Annotated in this window: 22 protein-coding genes; 12 read left to right on the plus strand and 10 right to left on the minus strand. The window is 73.8% G+C overall.

Going from position 1 to position 24,808, the window contains the following annotated elements; translation table 11 throughout:
• Positions 1-115: 115 nt before the first annotated feature.
• Positions 116-2,539: a penicillin acylase family protein gene (locus ABZY20_RS21675; protein ID WP_356443139.1), complete on the minus strand. Its 2,424-nt coding sequence runs from the start codon at positions 2,537-2,539 to the stop codon at positions 116-118.
• A 239-nt stretch (positions 2,540-2,778) separates the two neighbouring features.
• Here ABZY20_RS21675 and ABZY20_RS21680 point away from each other — a divergent pair, with 239 nt between their 5' ends.
• From ABZY20_RS21680 to ABZY20_RS21690, 3 genes are all read left to right on the plus strand, one after another.
• A complete protein-coding gene (locus ABZY20_RS21680; protein WP_356443140.1) occupies positions 2,779-4,305 on the plus strand; it encodes an acyl-CoA synthetase in 1,527 nt (508 codons plus the stop codon).
• A gap of 75 nt (positions 4,306-4,380) precedes the next feature.
• Positions 4,381-5,232: an alpha/beta hydrolase gene (locus ABZY20_RS21685; RefSeq protein WP_356443141.1), complete on the plus strand. Its 852-nt coding sequence runs from the start codon at positions 4,381-4,383 to the stop codon at positions 5,230-5,232.
• A 66-nt stretch (positions 5,233-5,298) separates the two neighbouring features.
• Positions 5,299-6,021: an alpha/beta hydrolase gene (locus tag ABZY20_RS21690; RefSeq protein ID WP_356443142.1), complete on the plus strand. Its 723-nt coding sequence runs from the start codon at positions 5,299-5,301 to the stop codon at positions 6,019-6,021.
• On the opposite strand, the gene ABZY20_RS21695 is transcribed toward ABZY20_RS21690, so the two are convergent.
• Positions 5,993-7,633 (minus strand): sulfatase, encoded by a 1,641-nt coding sequence (locus ABZY20_RS21695; RefSeq protein ID WP_356443258.1) that lies wholly within the window; start codon positions 7,631-7,633, stop codon positions 5,993-5,995. The two genes, ABZY20_RS21690 and ABZY20_RS21695, sit on opposite strands and share 29 nt — an antisense overlap.
• A gap of 782 nt (positions 7,634-8,415) precedes the next feature.
• Between ABZY20_RS21695 and ABZY20_RS21700 the strand changes: the two genes are divergently transcribed.
• The 4 genes from ABZY20_RS21700 to ABZY20_RS21715 all read left to right on the plus strand — a co-directional run bounded on the left by ABZY20_RS21700 (position 8,416) and on the right by ABZY20_RS21715 (position 10,925).
• A complete protein-coding gene (locus ABZY20_RS21700; RefSeq protein ID WP_356443143.1) occupies positions 8,416-8,658 on the plus strand; it encodes a DUF397 domain-containing protein in 243 nt (80 codons plus the stop codon).
• A gap of 161 nt (positions 8,659-8,819) precedes the next feature.
• On the plus strand, positions 8,820-9,716 hold the full coding sequence (locus ABZY20_RS21705) for a universal stress protein (RefSeq protein WP_356443144.1): 897 nt from the start codon (positions 8,820-8,822) through the stop codon (positions 9,714-9,716).
• Between the two features lie 52 nt (positions 9,717-9,768).
• Positions 9,769-10,368 (plus strand): ABATE domain-containing protein, encoded by a 600-nt coding sequence (locus ABZY20_RS21710; RefSeq protein WP_356443145.1) that lies wholly within the window; start codon positions 9,769-9,771, stop codon positions 10,366-10,368.
• A 59-nt stretch (positions 10,369-10,427) separates the two neighbouring features.
• Entirely contained in the window at positions 10,428-10,925 is a 498-nt protein-coding gene (locus ABZY20_RS21715) for a hypothetical protein (RefSeq protein ID WP_356443146.1), read from the plus strand.
• A 67-nt stretch (positions 10,926-10,992) separates the two neighbouring features.
• On the opposite strand, the gene ABZY20_RS21720 is transcribed toward ABZY20_RS21715, so the two are convergent.
• Positions 10,993-12,132 carry an aminoglycoside phosphotransferase family protein gene (locus tag ABZY20_RS21720; RefSeq protein WP_356443147.1) on the minus strand — a complete coding sequence of 380 codons (1,140 nt, stop codon included), beginning with the start codon at positions 12,130-12,132 and terminating at the stop codon, positions 10,993-10,995.
• A 234-nt stretch (positions 12,133-12,366) separates the two neighbouring features.
• Here ABZY20_RS21720 and ABZY20_RS21725 point away from each other — a divergent pair, with 234 nt between their 5' ends.
• Positions 12,367-13,860 (plus strand): hypothetical protein, encoded by a 1,494-nt coding sequence (locus tag ABZY20_RS21725; RefSeq protein WP_356443148.1) that lies wholly within the window; start codon positions 12,367-12,369, stop codon positions 13,858-13,860.
• A 4-nt stretch (positions 13,861-13,864) separates the two neighbouring features.
• Here the strand turns inward: ABZY20_RS21725 and ABZY20_RS21730 are convergent, their stop codons facing one another.
• The 3 genes from ABZY20_RS21730 to ABZY20_RS21740 all read right to left on the minus strand — a co-directional run bounded on the left by ABZY20_RS21730 (position 13,865) and on the right by ABZY20_RS21740 (position 18,309).
• Positions 13,865-15,271: a SpoIIE family protein phosphatase gene (locus ABZY20_RS21730; protein ID WP_356443149.1), complete on the minus strand. Its 1,407-nt coding sequence runs from the start codon at positions 15,269-15,271 to the stop codon at positions 13,865-13,867.
• A gap of 274 nt (positions 15,272-15,545) precedes the next feature.
• The gene (locus ABZY20_RS21735) at positions 15,546-16,640 is read right to left on the minus strand and encodes a chemotaxis protein (protein ID WP_356443150.1); all 1,095 of its coding nucleotides are present in this window, start codon (positions 16,638-16,640) and stop codon (positions 15,546-15,548) included.
• 97 nt (positions 16,641-16,737) lie between these two features.
• Positions 16,738-18,309 (minus strand): alpha/beta hydrolase, encoded by a 1,572-nt coding sequence (locus ABZY20_RS21740; RefSeq protein WP_356443151.1) that lies wholly within the window; start codon positions 18,307-18,309, stop codon positions 16,738-16,740.
• A gap of 260 nt (positions 18,310-18,569) precedes the next feature.
• Here ABZY20_RS21740 and ABZY20_RS21745 point away from each other — a divergent pair, with 260 nt between their 5' ends.
• Positions 18,570-19,253 (plus strand): chaplin, encoded by a 684-nt coding sequence (locus ABZY20_RS21745; protein ID WP_356443152.1) that lies wholly within the window; start codon positions 18,570-18,572, stop codon positions 19,251-19,253.
• Between the two features lie 28 nt (positions 19,254-19,281).
• Here ABZY20_RS21745 and ABZY20_RS21750 read toward each other — a convergent pair whose 3' ends face one another.
• Positions 19,282-20,016 (minus strand): class I SAM-dependent methyltransferase, encoded by a 735-nt coding sequence (locus tag ABZY20_RS21750; RefSeq protein WP_356443153.1) that lies wholly within the window; start codon positions 20,014-20,016, stop codon positions 19,282-19,284.
• A gap of 146 nt (positions 20,017-20,162) precedes the next feature.
• Positions 20,163-20,648: a nucleoside deaminase gene (locus ABZY20_RS21755; protein ID WP_356443154.1), complete on the minus strand. Its 486-nt coding sequence runs from the start codon at positions 20,646-20,648 to the stop codon at positions 20,163-20,165.
• A 106-nt stretch (positions 20,649-20,754) separates the two neighbouring features.
• Here ABZY20_RS21755 and ABZY20_RS21760 point away from each other — a divergent pair, with 106 nt between their 5' ends.
• Positions 20,755-21,531 (plus strand): GNAT family N-acetyltransferase, encoded by a 777-nt coding sequence (locus tag ABZY20_RS21760; RefSeq protein ID WP_356443155.1) that lies wholly within the window; start codon positions 20,755-20,757, stop codon positions 21,529-21,531.
• Positions 21,532-21,603: 72 nt separating this feature from the next.
• Here the strand turns inward: ABZY20_RS21760 and ABZY20_RS21765 are convergent, their stop codons facing one another.
• On the minus strand, positions 21,604-22,044 hold the full coding sequence (locus ABZY20_RS21765; RefSeq protein ID WP_356443156.1) for an SPW repeat protein: 441 nt from the start codon (positions 22,042-22,044) through the stop codon (positions 21,604-21,606).
• A 234-nt stretch (positions 22,045-22,278) separates the two neighbouring features.
• Between ABZY20_RS21765 and ABZY20_RS21770 the strand changes: the two genes are divergently transcribed.
• On the plus strand, positions 22,279-22,458 hold the full coding sequence (locus ABZY20_RS21770; protein WP_356443157.1) for a hypothetical protein: 180 nt from the start codon (positions 22,279-22,281) through the stop codon (positions 22,456-22,458).
• 73 nt (positions 22,459-22,531) lie between these two features.
• Here ABZY20_RS21770 and ABZY20_RS21775 read toward each other — a convergent pair whose 3' ends face one another.
• A complete protein-coding gene (locus ABZY20_RS21775) occupies positions 22,532-23,581 on the minus strand; it encodes an acyl-CoA dehydrogenase family protein (protein ID WP_356443158.1) in 1,050 nt (349 codons plus the stop codon).
• A gap of 302 nt (positions 23,582-23,883) precedes the next feature.
• Between ABZY20_RS21775 and ABZY20_RS21780 the strand changes: the two genes are divergently transcribed.
• Positions 23,884-24,774, plus strand: coding sequence for a glycoside hydrolase family 19 protein (locus ABZY20_RS21780; RefSeq protein ID WP_356443159.1), 891 nt, complete (start codon positions 23,884-23,886; stop codon positions 24,772-24,774).
• Positions 24,775-24,808 lie beyond the last annotated feature (34 nt).

Here is a 24,808-nt window from a genome sequence, read left to right on the forward strand (position 1 = left end):
GGCGCCGCTCCGGTACCGCCGACCTTCCGCGGGACGCGTCCTGATGGAGCATCAGAGATTTGTCGCCGCCCCTGGCAGGGTGCCGCCACGGTCGGCGGCACCCCTGCCCGCACGGTCAGCGGCGCTCGTGCACCCGGACGACCTCCAGCCGCGGCGAGGACAGGATGTCCCGCTCGCAGAAGCGCGACGTCACCCACTTCTCACCGGAGAACAGCCGCGTCTGGTCGGCGTGGTGCGGCGAGTGAGGGTTCGACGACTGGGAGTAGGTCAGCAGCGTCCGCGCCACCGGGCAGCGGCTGTCGTCCCAGCCCACCGCCTGGAGGTGGCTCGTCCCGAACGGCACCTGCGTGTAACCGCCGCCTGCCGGGTCCCACCTCGGCTCCAGCACGTTCCAGACGCCGAGCCGCCCCGCGCCGCCCGGCATCGGCAGCCGCCCGCCGTCGCGGACGACGAACTGGTGCGCCCCGAGCGGCGCGTCCAGCGCGATGCCCGCGGCGCGCAGTTCGGCCACCGCGTCGGCGAGGGCGGTGGCGAAGCCGGGCGCCCCGGTGTTCAGCGTGCGGGGGGTGCGGACCGGGTCGGCGGCCGAGAACGGCACCTTCCACAACTGCCCGCGCGGCACGGACGGTTCCAGCTTCCGCCAGAACCGGTCGAAGAGCAGGGCGCCCCGGCTGCCGGTGTCCATGGTGCGGTCCCACTTCCTCAGCACCCCGCACGCCTGCGACACGTCGACGGCCGTGCCGTCACTGCCCGTCGCCGTACCGCCCGGCAGCGCGGCGCACGCCCTGGCCGTGTCCCCGGCGGCGAGGTCACCCGCAGGCACCCGGTTGGCGAACTGCTGCCGCTGGAGGTCGCGCACGGTCAGACCGCCCCGGTCCGCCATCGCCGCGACGTCCTCGATCCCGCCGCGGGTGCGCAGCCCGAGCTGCGTGCCCACCGTGCCGAAGACCCGCTCGTAGCCGGTGAGCGGCCGGTCCGCGTTGGTCATCCAGGCCGTGTCGTTCGAGTTCGCCACGTACGGCGCGTCCTGCAGCGTCGGCATCCGCGCCGGCCCGAAGATGCCCGGTGCGACGGCGTCGGGGTCGCGGCCGAGCGCGCAGTCACCGCGCGAGCCGTCGAGGACCGCGATGCCGGACGCCGGGTACGTGGTCCTGCCCAGCTCCGTCGAGCAGCGCTCGGCCAGCTCGTCGGTGATGCGCGGCAGCACCTGGGACTGGGTGAAGAGGGAGTGTCCCGCGCGGTCGGCGGCGATCGTGTTCACCCAGGGGATGCCCTGGTGCCGCGCGAGGGACGCCAGGACATCCGCCGTGCTCCGCGCCTTGCCGAAGCCCAGCGAGGTGTCGGCGAAGCGCAGATTGGCGGCGTTCGGATCGTACAGCGCGTACGCCGTCGTGGCCGTCCACGGCAGCGGCACCTGCGGGCTGAGGGAGGTGACGACGGGGCCGTAGCGCGTCCACCACTGGGTGCGGGTCACCGGCGTGCCGTCCTTCACGGCGACCGTCACGGTCCGCTTCGTCATCCGCTCCGGCCTGCCGTCGACGAGGTACGTCGTGGGGTCGGCCGGATCCAGCGTCAGCCGGTGGAAGTTGGCCGGAATGCCGGTGGAGACGGTGTGGGTCCACGCCACATGTGCGCTGAACCCGATGGAGATCGCGGGTATGCCGAGCAGGGACCCGCCGGACACGTTCAGCTCGCCGGGGATGGTCTGCTGCGACTGCCAGAACCGGCGCCCGCCCTCCCACGGGTAGTGCGGGTTGCCCAGCAGCAGACCGCGCCCGCCGGCCGTGGTGTCGCCGCGGAAGGCGACCGCGTTGGAGCCCATGCCGGGATCGCCCCAGAGCTCGTCCGCCGCCTCGGCCACGGCCCGCGCGTCGGGGGTGCGGACAGCGGCGCCGGTGGCGGTCGCCGGTCCGGCCGGCGGCTGCGCGGCCGTGATCGTGTCCACGAAGCGTCCCTCGCCGGATACGGAGGCGATGGCGAGACCCCGCGCCGCCACGTCCAGCTCGGTGACCGGACGGACCCAGGAGGCGCCCGCACAGGCCGGATCGGTGATCTTCCGCTGCTTCAGCCAGGCGTTGTACCCGGCCGCCCAGCCGCGCATCAGGGCCCTGACCTCGCGGCTCGGGCCCACCGGCGCGGGCTTCTCGAGCAGTTTCTGCACCGTGCGGGACTCGCGGACCCCGCGGAAGTACAGGTCGCTGGCGAGGTTCGTGCGGGCGCCCGAGAGGTCGCCGCCGGCGGCCGCGTCGGCGCCGAAGTGGCGGGACCGCTCGCCCCGCAGGGTGACGAACCCGTCGGCGAGGGTGCAGACCTCGTCGGCGGCCTGCGCCCAGCCCGTGCCGAAGCCCAGGCCGGCGTAGTCCTTCGCGAGGATGTGCGGAATGCCGTACTCGGTGTACCGGATGACGGCGGACAGGCCGGCGCCCGAGGGGCGCTGCCCGGCTCGCCCCTCGTCCGGGGCGGCCGCCGCGGGTAACGCGGACGCGGCGGTGAACAGGGCCGTGGCCCCGAGAACGAGTCGTCTCCAGCGGGTGCGCATCGTGCCTCCCGGCTTCATCCTGGTCGAGGAGAGGTGCGGCCAGGCGCACGCGACCGCGCACGCCCGGCTGTCGGATCCATGACACCGGACGCGTGATCCATCCGGGGAGGTTGATTCCACCGGTACGGTTCTCGCCACGTGGGGGCGATGTGGGGGATCCGGCGTGATGCGGGGCCGCGGCGGGCGGCGGCAGCAGCGGTCCTTGACCTCCCGAGGCGGTGAACCGAGGATCGGGTCTCATGACGACGCCCGGACACGGCAGCACGGTCGACGGAGTCCTACGGCGCAGCGCCCGGCGCACCCCGGCGCGCGTCGCGGTGGAGTACGGCGAACGCACCTGGACGTACGAGGAACTCGACACGGCCGTCTCCCGCGCGGCGAGCGTCCTCCTCGGCCAGGGGCTGTCCCCGGGCGACCGGGTCGGCGCCTACGGCCACAACTCCGACGCCTACCTCATCGCCTTCCTCGCCTGCGCCCGCGCGGGCCTGGTGCACGTCCCGGTCAACCAGAACCTCACCGGCGACGAACTCGCCTACATCGTCGGCCAGTCGGGCAGCTCCCTGGTCCTCGCCGACCCCGGCCTCACCGACCGGCTCCCCGACGGCGTACGGACCGTGCCGCTGCGGGACGCCGGCGACTCCCTGCTCGCGCGCCTGCCCGGGGCACCCGCGTACGACGGTCCGGAGCCGCACGCCGAGGACCTCGTGCAACTGCTGTACACCTCCGGGACGACGGCCCTGCCCAAGGGCGCGATGATGACGCACCGGGCCCTGGTGCACGCGTACCTGAGCGCCATCACGGCCCTCGACCTCAGCGCCGGCGACCGCCCCGCGCACTCCCTGCCGCTGTACCACTCGGCGCAGATGCACGTCTTCCTGCTGCCCTACCTCGCGGTCGGCGCGACGAACATCGTCCTCGACGCACCCGACGGCGACCGGCTCTTCGACCTGATCGAGACGGGCCGCGTCGACAGCCTGTTCGCGCCGCCCACCGTCTGGATCGCCCTGGCCGGCCGACCCGACTTCGCCACCCGTGACCTCAGCGGCCTGCGCAAGGCGTACTACGGGGCGTCGGTCATGCCGGTCCCCGTCCTCGAACGCCTCCGCGCACGCCTCCCGGAGCTGGCCTTCTACAACTGCTTCGGCCAGAGCGAGATCGGCCCCCTGGCCACCGTCCTCGCCCCCGAGGAGCACAAGGGCCGCATGGACTCCTGCGGCCGCCCCGTGCTGTTCGTCGACGCGCGCGTCGTCGACGAGGACGGCAAGGACGTGCCCGACGGCACCCCCGGCGAGATCGTCTACCGCTCCCCGCAGTTGTGCGAGGGCTACTGGGACAAGCCGGAGGAGACCGCCGAGGCGTTCCGCGACGGCTGGTTCCGCTCCGGCGACCTCGCGGTGCGCGACGCCCACGGCTACTTCACGATCGTCGACCGCGTGAAGGACGCCATCAACTCCGGCGGCGTCCTGATCGCCTCCCGCCAGGTCGAGGACGCCCTCTACACCCACCCCGGAGTCGCCGAGGCGGCCGTCGTGGGCCTGCCCGACGAGCGCTGGATCGAGGCGGTGACGGCCGTCGTCGTCCCGCGCGGCGACGTGACGGAGGCGGAACTGATCGACCACGTACGGCAGAAGCTCCCGCCGTTCAAGGCACCCAAGCGCGTGGTGTTCGTGGACGAACTCCCCCGCAACGCCAGCGGGAAGATCCTCAAACGGGAGCTCAGACAGAGGTTCGGGGACGGCGGGGCGGCCACGGCGTCCGGCGGGTGACGGCCGCGTCGGCGGCACCGTCCCCGCCCCGCGACCGCGTTGCGCCGCAGCGCACCGCCGACCATGATCGACCGTATGCCGACCTTCAGCGCCCCGGACGGAACCCGGCTCGCCTACCACCTCCGGGGCGAGGGCGAGCCGCTCGTCGTCCTGCCCGGCGGGCCCATGCGGGCCTCCGCCTACCTCGGGGACCTGGGTGGGCTGCACGCCCACCGGCAGCTGGTCCTGCTGGACCTGCGCGGCACGGGGGAGTCGGCGGAGCCGGAGGATCCCGCGACGTACCGGTGCGACCGGCTCGTGGACGACGTCGAGGCGCTGCGGCGGCACCTCGGGCTGGAACGGATGGACGTGCTCGCGCACTCGGCGGGCGGAAGCCTGGCGATGCTCCACGCGGCCCGGTATCCCGAGCGGGTGCGGCGGCTGGCGCTCGTCACGGCCATCCCCTGGGCGCTGGGCATGGCGGCCTCGCCCGGGCAGCGGCGGGCCGCGGCCCTGCGACGGCGGGACGAGCCGTGGTTCCCCGAGGCCTTCCCGGCGTTCGAGGCCTGGCTGGCGGACCCCGCGGGCTTCGACCCCGTCATCCGGCCCTTCTGGTACGGACGTTGGGGCGCCGCGGCGCGGGCGCACGCCGACCGCGACGAAGCGGAGACCAACGACCGGGCCGCGGACCTCTACGGAGCGGACGGCGCCTACGACCCGGCCGCCACACGCGCCGCTCTCGCCTCCCTGGCGGCTCCGGTGCTCGTGCTGGCCGGTGAGGCCGACGGCGGGCCCGTCCCGGCCCTGGCGCGCCGCAGCGCCGAGGTCTTTCCGGCGGCCGAGTTCGCCGTGCAACCCGGTGCCGGCCATTATCCGTGGCTGGACGACCCGGAGTGGTTCACGCGGCGGGTCGCCGCCTTCTTCCCGGCGCGTGGCCCGCGTTCGTAGACGGGGCTCTTCTGCCGTCGGCAGAACGGGCCGTCCGCGCGCCGCGCGTGCCCCTACCGTCGCCGGATGGACACCGAACCACCCACCGTGCGGACCGTACAAGCGAATGGGATCACCCTGGCCTACCGCGCCTGGGGCCCGCGGGACGCACCGCCCGTGGTGCTGCTGCACGCCCGCGGTCTGGACAGCCGCGACTGGGAGGGGACCGCACCGGCACTGGCCACCGGACCGCGCCGGGTGTACGCCCTCGACCTGCGCGGACACGGCCGCAGCGACCGGCCCGGCGACTACGGCTTCGAGGCCATGGCCGACGACGTCCGGGCCTTCCTCGGCGCGCTCGGTGCCGAACGCGCCGACGTCGTGGGGCACTCGCTCGGCGGCCTCGTCGCCTGTCTGCTCGCCCAGCACAGCCCGCGGCTCGTGAACCGGCTCGTCCTGGAGGACGTGCCCGCGCCCTTGCCGCTGGACCCGCCGCGCCCGCCCGCCCAGCGGCCCGACGGCGAACCGCCCTACGACTGGGCGATGATCCTCGCCACCGACCGGCAGCGCAACGCCCCCGACCCGGTGTGGTGGGACCACATGGGGCGCATCACCATGCCCACGCTGCTCATCGGCGGCGGAGCGGGCAGCCTCGTCCCCCAGGAGCAGATCACCGCTCTCGCCGGCCTGCTTCCCGACGCCCGGCACGTGACGATCGAGGCGGGACACCTCGTGCACGAGGCGCGGCCGGAGGAGTTCCTCGCGGTGGTGGCGGAGTTCCTCAGCCCCGCGGACCGTACGCCGTCATGAAGCGGTCGCGGAACTTGTCCATGCCCCACCGGGGCGCGTCCCCGGCCGGCTTGAGACCGTCGGTCCAGCCCCAGTCGGCGATGCGCTCCAGGACCTTCTCGTCGCGGGCGACGATCGTCACCGGCACGTCCTTGCCGGTGTCCCCGGCGGTGACGGTCGGCACCGGCTGGTGGTCGCCGAGGAAGACCAGCACCGTGTCGTCGTCGCCGTAGCGCTCGACCCACTCGGTGAGGCTGCGGATCGAGTACGCGATGGCCTTGCGGTACTCGGTGCGCACCTTCTCCGGGTCCTTCCAGACCTCGGCGGGGTCGGTGCCCTCCTTCTTGATCCGGTGGAAGACCGAGCCGTCGCCGAGGTCCTCCCAGTCGATCATGCGGGCGATGGGGGACCAGGGGTTGTGGCTGGAGGCCAGGATGATCTCCGCCATGATCGGCTCACGGTTCTCCTTGCCGTGCTCCAGCCGCTCGAACGCCTCCATGCTGAACTGGTCCGGCACGGGCGTCCAGCTGAAGTACGGGCCGTGGTAGCCGAGATGCTCCGAGTCGTAGATGTGGTCCAGCCCGAAGAACTTGCCCTCCGGCCAGGCCCGCCGCACCCCCGGCACGATGCCGACGGTCCGCCAGGCACCCGTCTTGCCGAAGTACTTGGTGAGCGTCATGCGGTCGCTCGTGGTCAGACTGCGGTACCGCTGCTGGTTCTTGATCCACAGCCCGGACAGGAACGTCGAGTGGGCGAGCCAGCTGCCCGCGCCCGTCACCGGCGACTGCAGCCAGCCGCTGCGCGACGCGAAACCCGCTGCCTTCAGCCTGCCGGTGCCCTCCTCGAGCACGGCGTCGGTCTGCTCCGCCATCGCCGGGTCGTCGATCGCCACCCGGCCGTAGCTCTCGATGAAGGTGAACAGGACGTCCTTGCCGCGCAGCCCCGTGAGCAGCTGGTCCGGCGGCGTCTTCGCGAACGCGTCCACGGCGGCCTGCCTCCGGAAGACCCGGGCGTCCTCCAGCCCCGCGCGCACCTGCTCCACGCGGTTGCCGACGAACTCGGCGTTGCCCTTGGTCGCGACCGGTACGGCGCCCAGCTGCAGGCCCAGCGTCATGCAGGTGATCCAGGCGGTGCCGAGGATCAGCGTCGTACGGGCGGCCACGGGCCGGTGCCGCACCATCAGGTTCGTCAGCCGTACCACCGCGAGGGTGGTGAGCACGAGCACGGCGACGAACAGGACGATCACCCCGACCACGGCCAGCACCTGGCCGGTCCGGCCGAAGGTCTCCCGGAGGAAGTCCGTGGCGTGCTCGATGAGGATCCAGTCAAGGACCAGGTCGAAGGGCCGGGCCAGCACCTGGTAGAAGCCCATGTCGACGAACTTCAGGACCGTGAGCAGCCCGAGGAACGCGCCCGCCACGACCGCCGTGATCCTCCGGGGCCGCGCTGGGAGCGCGAGCAGCAGACCGGCGAGCAGCACGCCCTCGGCGGGGATCCGCAGGAACGACGCGAACTCGATCCGCTCGATCCGGTTCGGCACCAGCAGCGCGAACACCACGAGCGCCCCGGCCAGCACGGTCGTCGCGGCGGACACGCCGCGTGCGGTCCGTGGATGGCGACGCCACCGAAGCAACCGGCGGAACCGGCGGAACCGGCCGCGCTCGGCCTCGCGCGCCGCCGGGTCCGGGACATCCCCGGCGGTCGTCGCCCGCGGGTCCCGCGTGGTGGTCTCCTTCCGGGGCTTCAGGTCGTCGGTCCCGTCCTGCGGCTCCGCGGTGACCGTCCCTTTCTCCGGCTCCGCGGTGACCGTCCCCTTCTCCGGCTCCGCGGTGACCGTCCCCTTCTCCGGCTCCGCGGCGACCGTCCCCTTCTCCGGCTTCGCAGCGACCGTCCCCTTCTTCGGCTCCGTCCCGTCGGCGTCTGCCTCCGCCCGGGACTCCGAGGACGCCCCCTCCACCCGAGGCCTCTCCTCCACCGGGGACTGCCCGCCGCCCCGCGCCGCCCCCGCGTCGTCATCCGGTTCCGCCCCGCCCCCGGTCCTGTCCGGCTGCTGGTGCGGGCGAGTGAAGAGCGACACCCGGTGGTCCTTCCGTGCGGTCCTGCGATGGCATGGCAAACAGAGCCCGGTGAGCGGGCCTGCCACCACCAGTACGTCCGCACGTCACCTCGGGTTCAACCGACGGGCCGGAGAATCACCCGTCCGCGACCCCAGCCGCCTCCGCCACCTCCCGCGCCCACCGGCAGTCCGTCCTGCCGCGCGGCGACCGCCGGACCGACTCGGTGATCACCAGCCGGCGCGGCGTCCTGCGGCCGGCCGGTCGGCCACCGCGGGAAGGACCCCCCTCACGTGCCCTGTCGGCGGTGGGACGCGATCGCTAGGCTGGCCGCGGACGACGAACCGGGAGGAGCACGGACGTGGCCGACACCACCACCCAGCAGCGCCCGCTCACGGGCTGGGACAAGCCGGACCTGGACCTCAGCAACGCGCAGTGGCAGTCCAGCAGCCGCGGCCGGGGAGATGTGCAGATCGCCTTCGTGGAAGGCTTCATCGCCATGCGCAACAGCGGCCGCCCGGAGAGCCCCTCCCTGATCTTCACGCCCGACGAATGGGGCGCGTTCGTGTCAGGAGCGCGCGAGGGAGAGTTCGACCTCACCTGACGGCGGCGGGCCCTCGGCCCGGGCCGCCGTGATCCGGCGGCCGATCGGGGGTGTTCCGCTCGCTTTTGCGGACACGCGACCTGAGGCAACCTCCCACGGCCGGCGCCTGAGCCAGGCTGGCCCAGGAGGCACACGGTCGTACATCCGGAGGTGAGGACCCCATGAGCACCCTGCCGGTCGTCGCGGCGGTCGACGGTTCGGACGACAGCCTGCGCGCCCTTGACTGGGCCGTCGACGCGGCCCGCAGGCGCGCGGCGCCCCTGCGCGTGGCCCACGTGCGCCAGTACGCCCACTGGGCCCAGCACGAGGTCCTCGCCGCCGACCCGCGCGACGACCCGGTCCTCGACCGGGTCCGCGCCCGCCTGGGCGGCGGTGCCGACCAGCCGGCCACCGACTACGTCGGTGTGGAGGGCGCCGCCAGTGCCGTCCTGCCCGAACTGGGCGCCTCCGCACAGCTCCTCGTGCTCGGCTCCCGCGGCCGCGGCGGCTTCGCCAGCCTGCTGCTCGGCTCCACCAGCCTGGCCGTCGCCCGGGACGCCGAGTGCCCCGTCGTCGTGGTGCCGCCCCGCGCCGGACGCGAGGTGCGCGGCGCGGCGCCGGCCGGTCCCGGAGCCCGCGTGGTCGTCGGGCTGAAGGTGGAGGGGCCCGACGAGGCCACGCTCGAGTTCGCCTTCGCCGAGGCCGCCCGGCGCGGCGCCCGGCTCCAGGCCGTCGCCGCCTACCCGTGGCCCGCGCAGCCCTGGATGCTGCCCGGGGAGATGCCGCCGCCGGTGGTCGACCAGGACGTGATCGCGGACGAGACCCGGGTCCTCGCCGAGGGCTTCCTCGCCCCGCACCGCGAGCGCCACCCCGACGTCCCGGTCGAGACGGCCGCCGCGGCGGGCGACGCGGCCGGGCACCTCGTGGCCGCCTCCCCGGACGCCGACCTCGTCGTCGTGGGCCGCCACCGGCGGCACCTGATGGCACCCGCCCGCATGATGGGCTCCGTCACCCACGCCGTCCTGCTGCACGCAGCGAGCCCCGTCGCGGTCATCCCGCCGTCACCACCGGACGCCTGACCCCGGGGCGCCCCACGGGTTAATGGATACGAGCGGGGCTATCATTAGCGCCATGCGGGAACCGATCAGCGGGGACGCCCGGCTCGCCCTGGACCTGGCGCTCACCCTCCGCCACGACGGCAGCGGCGGCGTCCACGACGACCTCATCGACCCGGCGGGCCTGACCGCCTGGGTCCGCGCCCATCCCGAGGTCCTCCCGGACGCCGCCCGCTTCACCGCCGACGACGCCCGGCTGGCCGCCGTCCGCACGCTGCGGGCCGCCGTCCGCGCGCTCTTCGCCCGGGCCGTGCGCCCCGGCGAGCCGAGCCCCGCGGACGCGGCCCGGACGATGCCCCTGCCCGAAGCCCTGCGGCGGCTCAACGAAGCAGCCGCCCGCACCCCCACCGTGCCGGTCCTCGACTGGCCCGAGGACGGCGGTCCGGCCCTGCGCCGGCAGCCCGCCGGCGGGGCCGGCGACCTGACCGCGGCCCTCGCCCAGGCCGTGGCCGCGTTCCTCGCGAGCCCCGACCGCGACCGGCTGCGGGCCTGCCACGCGCCGCGCTGCGTGCGGTACTTCCTCAAAGAGCACCCCCGCCAGGAATGGTGCACACCGTCCTGCGGCAACCGCGCCCGGGTGGCCCGCCACCACCGGCGGCACCGGGCGACCGCATAGGGCCGGTCCAGCCGCCGCCCGGCCGCCCCTTCGCAGGCCCGGGCACGTACCATGGCGGCATGTCGTTCCTCCGCCGCCGCAGCGCCACGCCCGCCGGGCCCGACTTCGACGTACTGGCCATGGACCCGGGCGACTGGCCGGGCAACCTCGGTGCGGGACTGCTGCCCGCGCCCGACGGCACCTGCCAGGGCGTCTTCCTGCGCTACGACCTGTTCGGCGGCCGCGGCCCCGCCATGATCATCGGGAACCTGCCCGAGGGCTCCCCGGCCCGCGACGTCCCCGAGGGCGAGCCCCCCTTCGAGGTGGCCCAGCTGCTGCTGGCGCTGGAGAACGACGAGGAGGTCACCGTCGTCGGCACCGAGGACGTGCCGGTGATGCAGGGCGACAACCTCCTCATCGTGCGCCGCGTCAAGCTCTCCGAGAGCCGGATCTCCTGCGTGCAGTTCGACCGCAGCGACAACGTTTTGGTGACCATCGCCGCCTGGGACCGCCCCATCACGGACGACCTCTACGCCCTCCTCAAGCCCCTGCCCGCGGAGCTCTTCCAGCAGGACTGACCCCCGGCCGGAACACGAGAGAGCCGCTGTGCGCCCGGCCGGGCGCACAGCGGCTCTCTCGTCCCCGTCAGCGAGTGCCGACCGCCGCGCGCACGGCCCGCCGGGCCAACTGGCAGTCGTCGTGCAGCCGCCGCAGCAGCAGCCGCTGCTCCTCACCGGACGGCGCAGCAGCCGGGTGGGCCGGGCCCGGTGCCGCCGGGGTCGCGTCGTGCATCGAACGCTGCACGGCCGTCTCGTACGTACGGATCTCCCGGGTCAGCACCAGCATCAGGTTCACCAGGAAGGCGTCCCGGGACGCCGGGCCCGCCGACTGCGCGATCTGGCTGATCTGACGACGGGCGACCGGCGCGTCCCCGAGCACCGACCACAGCGTCGCCAGGTCGTAGCCCGGCAGGTACCAGCCCGCGTGCTCCCAGTCCACCAGCACTGGACCGGCCGGTGACAGGAGCATGTTCGACAGCAGCGCGTCGCCGTGGCAGAACTGGCCCATGCCCTGCCGCCCGGCGGCCTGCGCGATGCCGTGCAGCAGTTTCTGCAGGTCACCCAGGTCACGGTCGGTGAGCAGGCCCAGTTCGTGGTACCGCGAGATGCGGGCCGCGTAGTCGAGCGGGGCGTCGAACGTGCCCGCCGGCGGCCGCCAGGCGTTCAGCCGGCAGATCGCGCCGAGCGCCGCCCTGATGTCCCCCCGGGGCGGTGCCTCGGCCGGGTGCCGCTGGAGCGCCGCCACCCGCCCGGGCATCCGCTCGATCACCAGGGTGCAGTTGTCCGGATCCGCCGCGATCAGTCTCGGCGCCCGCACAGGAGGGCGGTGCCGGACGAACGAGCGGTACGCCGCTATCTCGTGGCGGATCCGCTCGGACCAGGCGGGCGAGTGGTCCAGTAAGCACTTGGCGACGGCCGAACTGCGCCCGGTCGTACCGACCAGCAGCACGGACCGGCCGCTGCGGCGCAGCACCTGCACCGGGCTGAACTCCGGGCAGATGCGGTGCACCGACGCGATGGCCGTGCGCAGCTGCGCGCCCTGAGGGCCGGACAAGTCGAGTCTCCCGCTGAGCGGTTGCGTGCCGAGCGACGCGCCGCGCCGGGCCCGGGCAGCGCCGAGCACGGGGGCCGCCGGCCGCGCGGGGGCGAGGTAGGGGCCGCCGTCCGCGGGGCGGGGGTGCAGCGACCGGGGCGGTGCGGACACGGAGGACGATGCTGCGTACATGGCCTGGACAGATCCCTTCGTGTGCCTGCGAGAACAGCGCACCACCCGGCCCGGAGGCCCGGGATCACCCTGGGGAATGCCCCTGCGGCGACCGGGTCGGGGTGGCGCGTTCCTACCTGACACCGGATGGCCGGTGGCACACCATCTGGCGCACCCTGGCGAACCCTGGCGAATAGTCGCCCGGCAAGTCTGCCCGGGCTACTGTCAACTCAGCCGAGAACCTGGGGGCTTGACGTGAGTGGACAACCCAACACCCGGCTCGCGGACCTGTTCGGCCTGGCCGGCTGGTCCAAGGGCGAGCTCGCGAGGCTGGTCAACCGGCAGGCGGCGGCCATGGGCCATCCCCAGCTGGCGACCGACACCTCCCGGGTGCGGCGGTGGATCGACATGGGAGAGATCCCGCGCGATCCGGTGCCGCGGGTGCTGGCGGCTCTGTTCACCGAGCGTCTCGGCCGTGTCGTGACCATCGAGGACCTCGGTCTGGTCCGGCACGGGCGTACGGGGAAACGGCAGGGCGGCGGGAACACGGAGTCTCCCGACGGTGTGCCGTGGGCGCCCGAGCGGACCGCCGCGGTCCTCACCGAATTCACGGGAATGGACCTCATGCTCAACCGACGCGGCTTGGTGGGCGCGGGCGCCGCGCTCGCCGCGGGATCCGCACTCAGCAGCGCCATGTACGACTGGCTGCACACCGACCCTGCCCTGGCTGCCGACGCTCCCGACCTCGACCACTCCCTGCACGCCGACCCCGCTGGGTTCGACCGCTACGAGGCCGCCCCCATCGGGTCGCAGGAGATCGAGGAACTGGAGCGCTCGGTCGAGGTGTTCCGCGCCTGGGACGCCGCCCGTGGCGGCGGGCTCCAGCGCAAGGCCGTGGTGGGCCAGCTCAACGAGGTGGGCGGCATGCTCGCCTACCGTCACCCACCCCATCTCCAGCGGCGCCTGTGGGGCGTCGCCGCCAACCTGGCCGTCCTCGCGGGCTGGATGTCGCACGACGTCGGCCTGGAGCCCACGGCCCAGAAGTACTTCGTCATCGCCGCGCACGCGGCCAGAGAGGGCGGTGACCGCCCCCGCGCGGGCGAGGCACTGTCCCGCGCGGCGCGCCAGATGGTGCATCTGGGCCGCCCCGACGACGCCCTGGACCTGATGAAGCTCGCCACGTCGGGTTCGGGCGAGGAGGTGCTGCCCCGTACCCGGGCGATGCTCTACACCATCGAGGCGTGGGCACAGGCCTCCATGGGCAAGGGCCAGGCCATGCGCCGCACGCTGGGCCGCGCGGAGGACCTGTTCGTCTCCGACAAGGCCGACGTGCCCCCGCCGGACTGGATGCAGACCTTCAAGGAGGAGGACCTGTACGGCATGCAGGCCCTGGCCTACCGCACGCTCGCCGAGTTCGAGCCGGGCGCGGCCGTCCATGCCCAGCACTACGCGGAGAAGGCACTGGCCCTCAGGATCGACGGCCGGCAGCGCTCGAAGATCTTCGACTACCTGTCGATGGCCTCGGCCTGCTTCATCGCGGACGACCCCGAGCAGGCCGACCGCTACGCGCGCCTGGCGCTGGTGTCGATGGGCTCCAACTCCTCGCACCGCACCTGGGACCGGCTGCGCCAGATGTACCGGCTCACCGCGGAGTACTCCGGTTACCCGAAGATCGAGGAGCTGCGGGAGGAGATCAAGCTCGCCCTGCCGAAGCCGAAGGGCAGGAGCGGCGATCACGCGCCGGCCTGAGTGCCTATGACGGCACGCGGACGACGAGCACGCAGGCGTTGTCCTCGCGCTCGCTCTCGCCGAACTCCTGGACGACGGTGCGTACGCAGTCCTCCGCGCTGCGGGCTCCGGCCAGGCGCGGCGCCAGGTCCAGCAGGAGGTGCGCGGCGTCCGCTCCGGTGTGCCCGGGCACCAGCCCGTCGGTGTGCAGGAGCAGCAGGTCGCCTGCCTGGAGGGTCTCTTCGGCCTGTCCGTACACGGCGCCCGAGGTGGCGCCGAGCAGGACGCCGTCCGGTGCGTCCAGCGCGCGCCCCGTCCCGTCGCGGAACAGCAGCGGGGCGGGGTGTCCGGCCTGCGCCCAGACCAGGGTGCGGGTGGCGGGCCGGTAGCGGCAGCAGACGGCGCTGCCGAGGGCGGGTTGCACGGTGGCGTCGAGTAACTGGTTCAGCCAGGACATGAGTTGTCCCGGCCGGGCGCCCGCCATCGCCATGCCGCGCACGGCTCCGAGCAGCATGGTCATGTTCGAGGTGACGCCGACCCCCTGCCCGGTCAGGTCGCCGACGCTCAGCAGCGTCTCACCGTCGGTCAGTTCGAGCGCGTCGTACCAGTCGCCCCCGATCATCGTCCGTGTGGACGCCGGCAGGCACCGGGCCGCGAGGTCGAGGGTGCCGGTGCCCCGGTGCGGGAGCCGCAGGGAGCCGCGCCAGGGCGGCAGCACGGCCTCCTGCAGCTCGGCCGCGAGCCGGTGCTCGGTCCGCGCCGCCTCCCGCTGGTCGTGGAGCGAGTCCCGGGTCTCGCTCACCACCCGCTGGGTGCGGCGCAGTTCGCTGACGTCCCGCAGGACGGCCCACATCGAGACGGTCCCGCCGTCGGTGTCGAGCACCGGCTCGCCCATCATGTGCACGGTCCGGACGTCGCCGCCGGGGCGTGCGATGCGGAACTCGCCGTCGATGGGCCGCGCGTCGACGAGGCAGTCGGTCACCATCGCCGTCAGCTTCGGCCGGTCCTCGTCGAGCACCAGGGACGGCAGCTCGTCGAGGGTGAGCGGGCCGGCGGCGGGGTCGCGGCCCAGGATCCGGTAGAGCTCGCCGGACCAACTGGCCTCGTCCGTCAGCAGGTTCCACTCGGCGCTGCCGACCCTGCTGAGCAGCGAGCCCTGCGGGGCGGCGGCCGGTTCGGGGGCGGCGGCGGGCAGGGGGCCGTCGCGCAGCTGGGCGAGGTGCTCGTCGAGGTCGTCGAGCTGGTGCAGGGCGAGGTCGTACAGGGCGCGCTGCCAGCGTCCGCGGGGGTGGTCCGCCCCGTTCCCCTCGGCATCGCGGCGTACCGCGTCCACGTCGCCCTTCAGCCGCCGCGTCTGTGTGATGAGCGCGTCGACCGAGCCGCGTCCGGGCGGCTGGGCGGCGGGGCGGCCCGCGGAGAGGTGGGACGGCATGACGCACTCCGATGCGGGAACGGTTCGGCCAAGGCGGACTAAGGGACCGCTACGACTGTCGCACAGCCCGCGACGCCCTGTAAGGGATTTGGCACCACACGATACGGTGGTGCTTCCGGCATATGCCACCGTCTCGCGGAGTTACTCAGAGGTAGCCGTGGGACCCCGCGCCCGCAGGGTCAAGTCGTAGGGTACACATGGTATTTGACGATCCGTCGGCCATGCGCCGCCGGGTCCCTCCGGGTGTTCGACGGCCCTGCGTTCGAAGCCCCGCTCAGTACCTCAGGACCCCGGCGATGCCGTCCGCGTCACCGAGGGTGCCGTCCGGGACGAAACGGACGTCCGCTCCGGTCTCCAGGCACTGCTCGACGATCTCGTCCACGATGTCGCTGCGCGAGTCGAGGTCGCCCTCGGAGACGAGGACCAGATGTCCGCCGGTGTCCCTGACCGTCACCCGGTAGTTCTCCTCGACGGCCAGCAGCCGGACGCGGCCGTCCCGCGCGCTCTGCCACAGCTCGTCGACACCGGCGGCGAACTCCCGCCGCCCGCGGGCGGTTTCGAGCGCGCGCGTCACGGCGTCCGCGCTCCGGCGGGCCTCCGCCTCGAGCACCGGGCGCATCGCCTGCCGGACCGCCTCGGGCGTGCCGTGCGCGAGCCCGCCGTGCGGGACGTGCGTCGCCTCGCCGGTGGCGGTGCCGACCTCCTCCAGCAGGGAGAGGGCGGCCGGCTCGCCGGTGACGTACAGCGGCCGCGGCTGGTCGCGCAGGACGGCGCCCATCGCCGTGTCGGTCTCGCGCACGAACTGGCGGGTGCGCTCCTCCCGGAAGGCGCTCGCCACGTCGCCGACGCGCTGCTGCCGCTCCGGGTCGAAGTTCTCCACGCGCCGGGTCAGCGGGAAGCCCCCGACGTGGGCCTCGGTGACGCGGTCGGCGCCGCCGTCCCACAGGGTCGCGCGGTCGGCGGCGAGCGACAGCACCCAGAAGGGCCGCTCGGCCGTCTGCGCCGAGACGAGGTTGCGCGTGAGGAAGGTGTCCGACAGGACCACGCGTTCCGGCACCGGTCTGGCCAGCGACCACACCTGGTGCTCACCGGGGGCCGCGAAGATCACCAGGCCGTCCTCGGCGTACGTCAGGTCCACCTCGGACAGGGCCCGGTCGAGGTGCCGGGCGACCTCGGCGCGCCGCTCCCTGGTGACCGCCGGATCCTCCTGCAGCCGGCGTTTGGCCTCGGCCACCGCGTTGCGCAGCCGGACCTGGTCCTGGGCGTTGTAGGGCTCGCGCCGGTGTGTCGGCGTCAGCACGGAGACCGCGGGGTAGGGGCGCGGGCGCCGCAGCTCGGCGAGGGTCGCGGGACTCAGAACGTGCTCCATGACAGCACGATAGAACCGATTCGCCTTCAGGGCATTCGGGGCAATCCGTTCACCCTCGGGAGGGCTGGTGCCGCGCCCCCGGTTCCCCGGCTCCGGCTCACTCGCTGTCGTGGTCGGAGCCGCAGGAGCTGCCGTCCGGCGGGAGGGTGCCGTAGAGCAGGAAGGCGTCGACCTTGGCGTGCACGCACTTGGAGGAGCCGTAGCCGGTGTGGCCCTCGCCCCGGTTGTCGAGCACCACGGCCGAGGACCCCAGCCGCTCGGCCGTCTCCACCGTCCAGCGGTACGGCGTCGCCGGGTCGCCGCGGGTCCCGACGAGCAGCATCCTCGGCGTGCCGACGTCCTTGACCTCGTCGCGTATGTAGTCGGTGCCCTTGGGGCGTCCGTGGCACATCAGCACCTGGGTGAGCCGGTACCGGCCGAAGACCGGTGACGCCTGCTCGTAGCGGGCCCGCAGCCGCCCGAGGTCCTCGGTGAGGCGTGCCGCGGAGGGGCGGTCGGGGTCGTCGGCGCAGTTGACCGCCATCAGGGCCGCCGGCAGGTTGTCCAGGGGCACGTCCTGCGGGTCGGTGAGCCCGCGGTGGGCGTCCCGGCCGGGCGGCCGGGTGAAACCGCCGTACAGGAACGCCTCCAGCCCGCTCGTGTCGCCCGACTCCAGCAGCTGGGCGACGGCCCGCTGGAGCGAGGGCCACAGCTCCCTGCTGTAGAGGCCCTGCGCGAGCGCGCCCGCGAAGTCCTGGCCGGAGAACGCCTGGCCGAAGTCCGTCGGCACCGGGTCCCTGTCGAGCGACCGGACCACCTCGACGGCCTGCTTCCTGGCCTCCCGCGGGTCGCGCCCGAACGGGCAGGCGATGTCGTCGGTGCACCAGGTGAGGAAGTTCTCCAGCGCCGTCTGCTGTCCCTGCGCGCTCGCCACGCCCTGCTCGGTCAGCGGCTCGGTCAGCGTGTCCACGCCGTCCAGCACCATCCTGCCGACCTTGTCGGGGTACTGGGCCGCGTAGACCGCCCCGAGCCGGCTGCCGTAGGAGAAGCCCAGGTAGTTGAGCCGGCCGTCGCCGAGCGCGTCGCGCATCACGTCCAGGTCGCGGGAGGCGTTCACCGTGCCGATGTGCGGCAGGACCGGGCCGGAGTGCTCGGCGCACTCGGCCGCCGCGTCCCGCAGGGTCTTCAGCGCCGCCTGCGGATCGGCCGCACCGGCTTCGCCGGCGGCCGCCTCCAGGGCGTCCTCGGAGGCGTTCCCGCAGCTGACCGGCGAGGACCGGCCGACGCCGCGGGGGTCGAAGGAGACCACGTCGTAGCCGTCCGTCAGGCCCATGAAGTCCTTGCCGCCCAGGGCGAGCTGGTTCACGCCCTGGGCGCCCGGGCCGCCGAAGTTCAGCAGGACCGAGCCCCGGGACTCGCCCGTCGCCCGGTAGCGGGCGACGGCGAGGTCGAGGGTGCCCTTGCCGGGCTCGGCGTAGTCGAGCGGCACGGTGACCTTGCCGCACTGCAGGTCCTTCGGCATCTCCGGGCCCGGGCAGGCGGACCAGGCGACCTTCTGGTCGTAGAACCGCGACAGACCGGGTGGGGGGTCGTCGGCGGCCGGCAGCCCCGTACCCGCCAGGGCCAGCCCGGCCACGCCGGCGACCGCGCAGCGCCTGACCGAGGGGCGCGTGGACAGCTTGGCCAGCATGGATGCCTCCAGGGACGCCCCACGGCGTCCTCGCCCACGATAAGCGCGCCCCCCGGGCCGCGCCTCCGGGGAACCGGGGCCGCGGGGGCCCGCCGTGCCGCGGGTGGCCGCGTGGCCCATACGAAGGGTTTTACCGCTAGTTCGACAACCGGGCCGCTCGATGGAGTGAAAGGCCGATAAGCCATAACTCGGACCGGTCGTCCCGCGTTCTACCCCGTGCGGGTGAGTGCCCGCGACGATGTCTGGAAGGCAGGGACCCCATGAGACGGGTTACCCGAAACGGTGTGTTCGCCGTCGTCGCCGCCTCGGGCGCGATGGCCGTGACCGTCCCCGCGTACGCCGGATCCGGGGCGGACGGCTCCGCGGCCGGTTCGCCCGGAGTGGTCTCCGGCAACACCGTTCAGCTGCCGGTGCACGTCCCGGTGAACGTGTGCGGCAACACCGTGAACGTGGTGGGGCTGCTGAACCCCGCCGCGGGCAACAGCTGCGCGAACGAGGACGACGGCCGGGACGAGCGGCGAGGCGGTCCGGGCGGCGCGGCCGCCGAGGGCGGTGCGAAGGACTCACCGGGCGTGGTCTCCGGCAACGGCGTCCAGCTGCCGGTGGACCTCCCGGTCAACGTCACCGGCAACTCCGTGAACGTGGCCGGTGTCGGCAACCCGTCGACCGGCAACACGTCCGCGAACACCCCCGGCGACCGCCCCGTCCGCCCCCGCCCCCACCACCCGCCGAAGCCGGCCCCCGAGCCGTCCACCCCGCCCCGCACGGCCCCGGAACCGGAGCTCGACCCGAAGCCGGAGCCGGACCGGCCCGCGACCCTGCCGCGGGCCCAGGGAGCGCTCGCCCACACGGGCGCTGACCACGCCCTCCAGAGCGTCGCCGCGAGTGCCGCGCTGGTGCTCGGGGGCGTCGTGCTGCGGCGGCGCTTGCGCCGGGAGGGCTGAGCGCGCCCCCCTCACGGGCCCGGGGCGCTCAAGCCGCCTCCGCCACCCCCGTCAGCAGCACCATTCCGGTGCCGCCGTGGTCCGGCAGGGTCGGGTCGGCGTCGATGTGGGTGAGGCGCAGGTCCCGGGTCAGCGGGCCGAAGACCTCGCCGACCGCGGCCGGGCCGACCGGGCAGCCCGGCCAGCGCGAGGCCGGGCCGACCCGGTAGGTCGCCGTGTTCTCCATGAACGCGGCGACCAGCCGGCCGCCGGGGGCGACCGCGCGGACGAAGGCGCGGCAGAGCCCGGCGAACTCGTCGAAGTCCTCGGTCACGCTCTCGGCGACGAAGTGCATGGAGGCCAGTTCGTACGAGCCCGGCGGCAGCGCGCGGACGTCGCCGTGCACGACGTTCACCGGGGCGAGCGCACCGGCCAGCGTCGCCGGGACCGCGGGGTTGAGCCGCCGGCACAGCGCGTGGAAGGGGAGCCAGCTCGCCTCCGGGCGGTGGCAGAGCTGCTCCTCCAGATAGGCGACGTTGCCCGCGCCCGCCTCCACGGCGTCGATCATGCGGCAGGCCGCGGACGCCAGGATCAGCGGATACAGATTGGGACCCGCCCCGAACTCCACCGCCCGCGTGATCCCGCCGGGCGGCAGACCCCGGTAGAACGCGGAGTGGTGCGCGATGACGGCCGCGTCCGACGGATGCACCTCGCGGTAGTTCTCCGCGAGGTAGTCGGCGACCGGCCAGCGGTCCCAGTCCACGTCGTCGTTGTGCGTCGTCATGGCCGTCCAGCCCCTCGGCCCCTCGTCCGCGGTGGGAAGCGTGGGCACAGCCGGGTCAGGGTGCCGTTCGATCGTAGGTTCGCCCGTCCGGCCCTGCATCCCCGGGCGGAGGGCCCGCACGGGCGGCGCGTGCGGGTGCCGCCGTCTCAGCCGCGGCCGCGGTGGAACCGCACGTGCAGCTCCCGCACTTGATCGACCAGTTCGGGCACGGGGCCGTCGACGGCTACACCGGGTGCCACCTCGCGGACGGGAAGTGTCCGGACGGGCGGCGCGGGGACGTCCAACTCGGCGAGCCACGATCCGAGTTGCTCCGACGAGGCGACGTACACGATGCGGCCCAGGCCGACCCAGGCGTGCGCGGCCGCGCACATGGGGCAGTGCTCGCCGGAGGTGTAGACCGTGGCAGCCGCCCGCTCCTCGGGCGTCAGACGGGCCGCGGCCAGCCGTGCCAGCGCGAACTCGGGGTGCCGGGTCCGGTCGCCCGAGGCCACCCGGTTGCGGTCCTCGCCGAGAACCGTGCCGTCCCCGCCGACCAGGACCGAACCGAAGGGCTCGTCCCCGGCGTCGAGCGCCTCGGCCGCGAGCTCCACGCAGCGGCGCAGGTACGGCAGTTCCGTGTCCTTGACGACCATGGTGCGGGTCCCTTCCGTGACGAGCTGATCGCTCAGGACACTATGGCGCCCGCACCCATCGGGAAAACCCGTTGCCGGGCCTCCCGGCGGATGCTGAGGTGCGTCCATGCATCCTGCCGAGCTGCTCGCCCTGTTCGACCGCCTCCTGCGTGAGGAGGCGCGCCCGGACGGGCCCGGAGTCCTCGTCGAGCGGTGCGGCGGCGTCGTCCGCCGGACCGCCGCCGCACCGGAATGGAGCGGCATCCTGTGGTCCGGCCTCGACGAGGCCGGGGCCGACGCGGCGATCGCCCGGCAGATCGGCCACTTCGGCGCGCTCGGGCTGGAATTCGAGTGGAAGCTGTACGGACACGACCGGCCGGCGGACCTCGGGCGGCGGCTGCGCGCGGCCGGCTTCACACCCGGGCCCGAGGAGACGCTGATGATCGGCGAGATCAGCGGCCTGGCCCTCGACACCGAGCCCCCGCCCGGCGTCCGGGTCGTCCCGGTCACCGACGCCAAGGGCGCCGGCCTCGTCGCCGACGTCCACGAGAGGGTGTTCGGCACCGACGGCTCCGGGCTGCGACGGCAGCTCCTCGACCGGCTCGCGGGCGACACGGACACGGTCGTCGCCGTCGTCGCGCTGGCCGGCGGCGAGCCCGTCAGCGCGGCCCGCATGGAACTGGTCCCCGGCACGCCGTTCGCCGGGCTGTGGGGCGGAGGCACCGTCGAGGGCTGGCGGGGCCGCGGCATCTACCGCGCGCTCGTGGCCCACCGCGCCCGCGCCGCCGCGGCCCGGGGGTACGACTACGTCCAGGTCGACGCCTCCGGCCAGAGCCGCCCCATCCTGGAACGCCTCGGCCTGCTGCCGCTGACCTCGACGACGCCGTACCTGTGGACCCCGTAGCGGCGGCGGGCCCGCGCGGACGGGAAACGGCCGGTCCGGGGAGCGGACCGGCCCGGGATGTTTCCGGCGGGGCTACGGCCGGGAGCTGGCCTTCGCCGCCGTGGCGGCGCACACCAGCCCGAGGATCACGGCCAGTGCGCCGACGATGATGTTGTTCCAGATCACGCCGGCGTCCGGACTGTCGCCGACGACCCACGGCGAGACGATCAGCCATGCCCCGACGGCGCACATGGCCCAGCTCAGGCCGTACATGCGTTCCGGAGCCCGGGTGAACCCGAGGGCCAGCAGGCCGATCGCGATGCCCATGATCAGGTTGTGCGTCACCAGCGCAGGCTGGCTTGTCGTGTAGTGGACGATCCAGGGAGAGGCGGCGCAGTACAGACCGAGCAGGAACACCGGTCCGTCCACGAGTGCCACCTCACGGCCGCCGAGCATGCGGGCGTACCGGGCCCTCATTTCGGAGGCATCAGGATGGCTGGTGATGTCACCTCGGGTGGGCGAGACGTTGGCCATGACTCGTCTCCTTCGTCGTGCTGGGCGACCGCGCTGGGTGAGGTGTGCGGTATCCGCCGCTTACATGTCATTCTGCGCTTATTTTTCTTTTATGTGTAGAGGGTGGAGCGGGGGCGTGGGCAGGGCCTGCCCCTCGGTACATGTCCGCGCGGATCGGGGGCATCCGGATGTGTACGACAAGAACCGATCGTCGCCGCCCCGGCGGGCGGCGCAGGACTGGGGAGGGCAGCGGACGTGTCTGTGGCCATCAGTGCGAAGGTGTTGGAGCGGTTTCCCGCGGGATCCCCGCGCGGTTCGTGGCCCGCGGAGGAGTACGCGGCGCGGCGCCGCGCCGAGGGGGAGCAGGCCACCGTCGTGATGGACCTGGAGTCGGACGCGTTCCTCGTGGTGGTCCCGGAGGACGCCGAGGTCTGACAACGGCCGCCCGGCGGCCCCGGCCCGCTGTGACGCGTCCCGCCCACGGGAGGGGCGCGTCACAGCGGGCCGGTCAGATTTTCGCCAGCGAGCCGAGATGCGTCCGGCGCGCCTCGGCCGTCTGGCCCTGCACCAGCAGGAACATCCCCTCACGCGCCAGCCGCTGCGCCCGGCTGTCCAGCGCCATGGAGCGCCCGCCGCCCGCCACGACCGCCGCGGCCGTCGCCGCGCGCAGCACGTCGAACGCCCGCGCCTTGACCGCCAGCCGCTCCGGAACGCACTCGTGCGGCACCGGGTGGTCGGCCAGCGCGTAGGACTCGCGCCGGACCCCGTCGAGCCGGGCCCGCAGCGACCGGGCGGTCTCCTCGCCGTCCCGGGACCGCGCCACCAGCTCCAGCGCCGCGTCCGCCACGCCGAACACGGCAGGACTGGCGTTGGCGGCCCGGGGCAGGTCGACCCGGGCGAACTCCTCCTGCGGCATGCGCAGCACGACGGACTCCTCCGGCACCCACAGGCCGTTCAGCTCCAGGGAGACCGTGCGCGCGGCGGTGAGCGCCGCGAGCCGCATCGGCGCCGACGGCGTCAGCCCCGGCTGCTCCCGGGCCTCGGTCATCACGAACACCACCTCGGCCGCGTCCGTCACACCGGCCAGCAGCATCACGTCGTTCAGGCCCCAGCCGGTGTACCAGGGCACCGTGCCGTCGAAGGCCCAGCCGCCCTGCCGGGGCGCGGCCCGCACGGGCACCCGGGGGAAGGCGCGGACGTGCGCGAGCGCGATACCGGCCATCAGCTCACCGGTCGCGAGCGGTCGCAGCAGCCTCTCCCGGACCGGCGACGCGTGGGTGGCGAGCAGCTTCACCGGGGTGTGGTGCTGTGTCTGCACGAACCATGTGGAGCAGCACGCCCCGGCCAGGATCTCCGCGGTCTCCCGCGCCACGTCGACGGGCGCGCCCGCGCCGCCGTACTCCTGGGGCGCGCCCACCCCGAGCAGCCCTGACCGTCTCACCGCCTCGACATGGCTCGCCGGCACACCCTCCTGGTCGACCCGCTCGGCGTGCGGGACGAGAAGGTCGTGCGCCATGCGCCGGGCGACGGTGACGAGGGGATGAGGGGTGGTGGTCATGGGGGAGATTCTCGCGGCCGAGCGGCCGCGGAGCCGATCCGGGGCGTGTCGCGGGTGCGCCAGGGGCGAACCGGGCGCCCTCGCCGCCCTCGCCGCCCTCGCGGCGAGCGCCGGCCGCCGCGTCGCACGATGACTGGTCTACACCCTTGACTGGTACAGACCAATGCGGTTGAGTGTGCCTCCCCAACCCCCCACCACGGCCGCGCCCACGCCGTGAACCGGTCCACCGGTGCGTGCGGCGAGGGCTCTGCTCCGCCCTGCCCCGACGGGCTGCGGCCGTGCCCCGCAAAGGAGTTGATCCCGTGTCGAGACGCCGTGTCTCCGCCGTGCTGGCCGTCCTCGCCCTCGCGGGCACCGCGCCCGTGGTGCTGCCCGCGGCGAACGCCGCAGCCGCCTCGTGCTCCAGCTACCCGAACTGGGTGGCGGGCAAGTCGTACGCCGCCGGCGACATCGTCCGCTACACCGACGGCAAGGCCTACATCGCCGAGCACGCCAACCCGGGCTATGACCCGGTCATCAGCACCTGGTACTGGGAGCCGTATGCCTGCGACAGCGGTCCGGGCACGCCCGACGCGCGTTTCGTCGTCAGCGAGGCGCAGTTCAACCAGATGTTCCCGAACCGGAATTCCTTCTACACCTACAGCGGTCTCACCGCGGCCCTGAGCGCCTACCCCGGCTTCGCCAACACCGGCAGCGACACGGTGAAGAAGCAGGAGGCCGCCGCCTTCCTCGCCAACGTCAGCCACGAGACCGGCGGTCTGGTGCACGTGGTGGAGCAGAACACCGCCAACTACCCGCACTACTGCGACTGGAGCCGGCCCTACGGCTGCCCGGCCGGCCAGGCCGCCTACTACGGGCGCGGCCCGATCCAGCTGAGCTGGAACTTCAACTACAAGGCCGCGGGCGACGCGCTCGGCATCGACCTGCTGAACAACCCCTGGCTGGTGCAGAACGACTCGGCCGTCGCCTGGAAGACGGCCCTGTGGTACTGGAACACCCAGACCGGCCCGGGCTCGATGACCCCGCACAACGCCATGGTCAACGGCGCCGGTTTCGGCCAGACCATCCGCAGCATCAACGGCTCCCTGGAGTGCGACGGCAAGAACCCGGCGCAGGTGCAGAGCCGCGTGAACAACTACCAGCGGTTCACGCAGATCCTCGGGACCACCCCCGGCGGCAACCTCTACTGCTGACGAAGGACCCACGGGCGTGGTGTCATGCGGGATG

It is taken from the genome of Streptomyces sp. NPDC006624 (genome assembly GCF_040611555.1).
Lineage (GTDB): Bacteria > Actinomycetota > Actinomycetes > Streptomycetales > Streptomycetaceae > Streptomyces.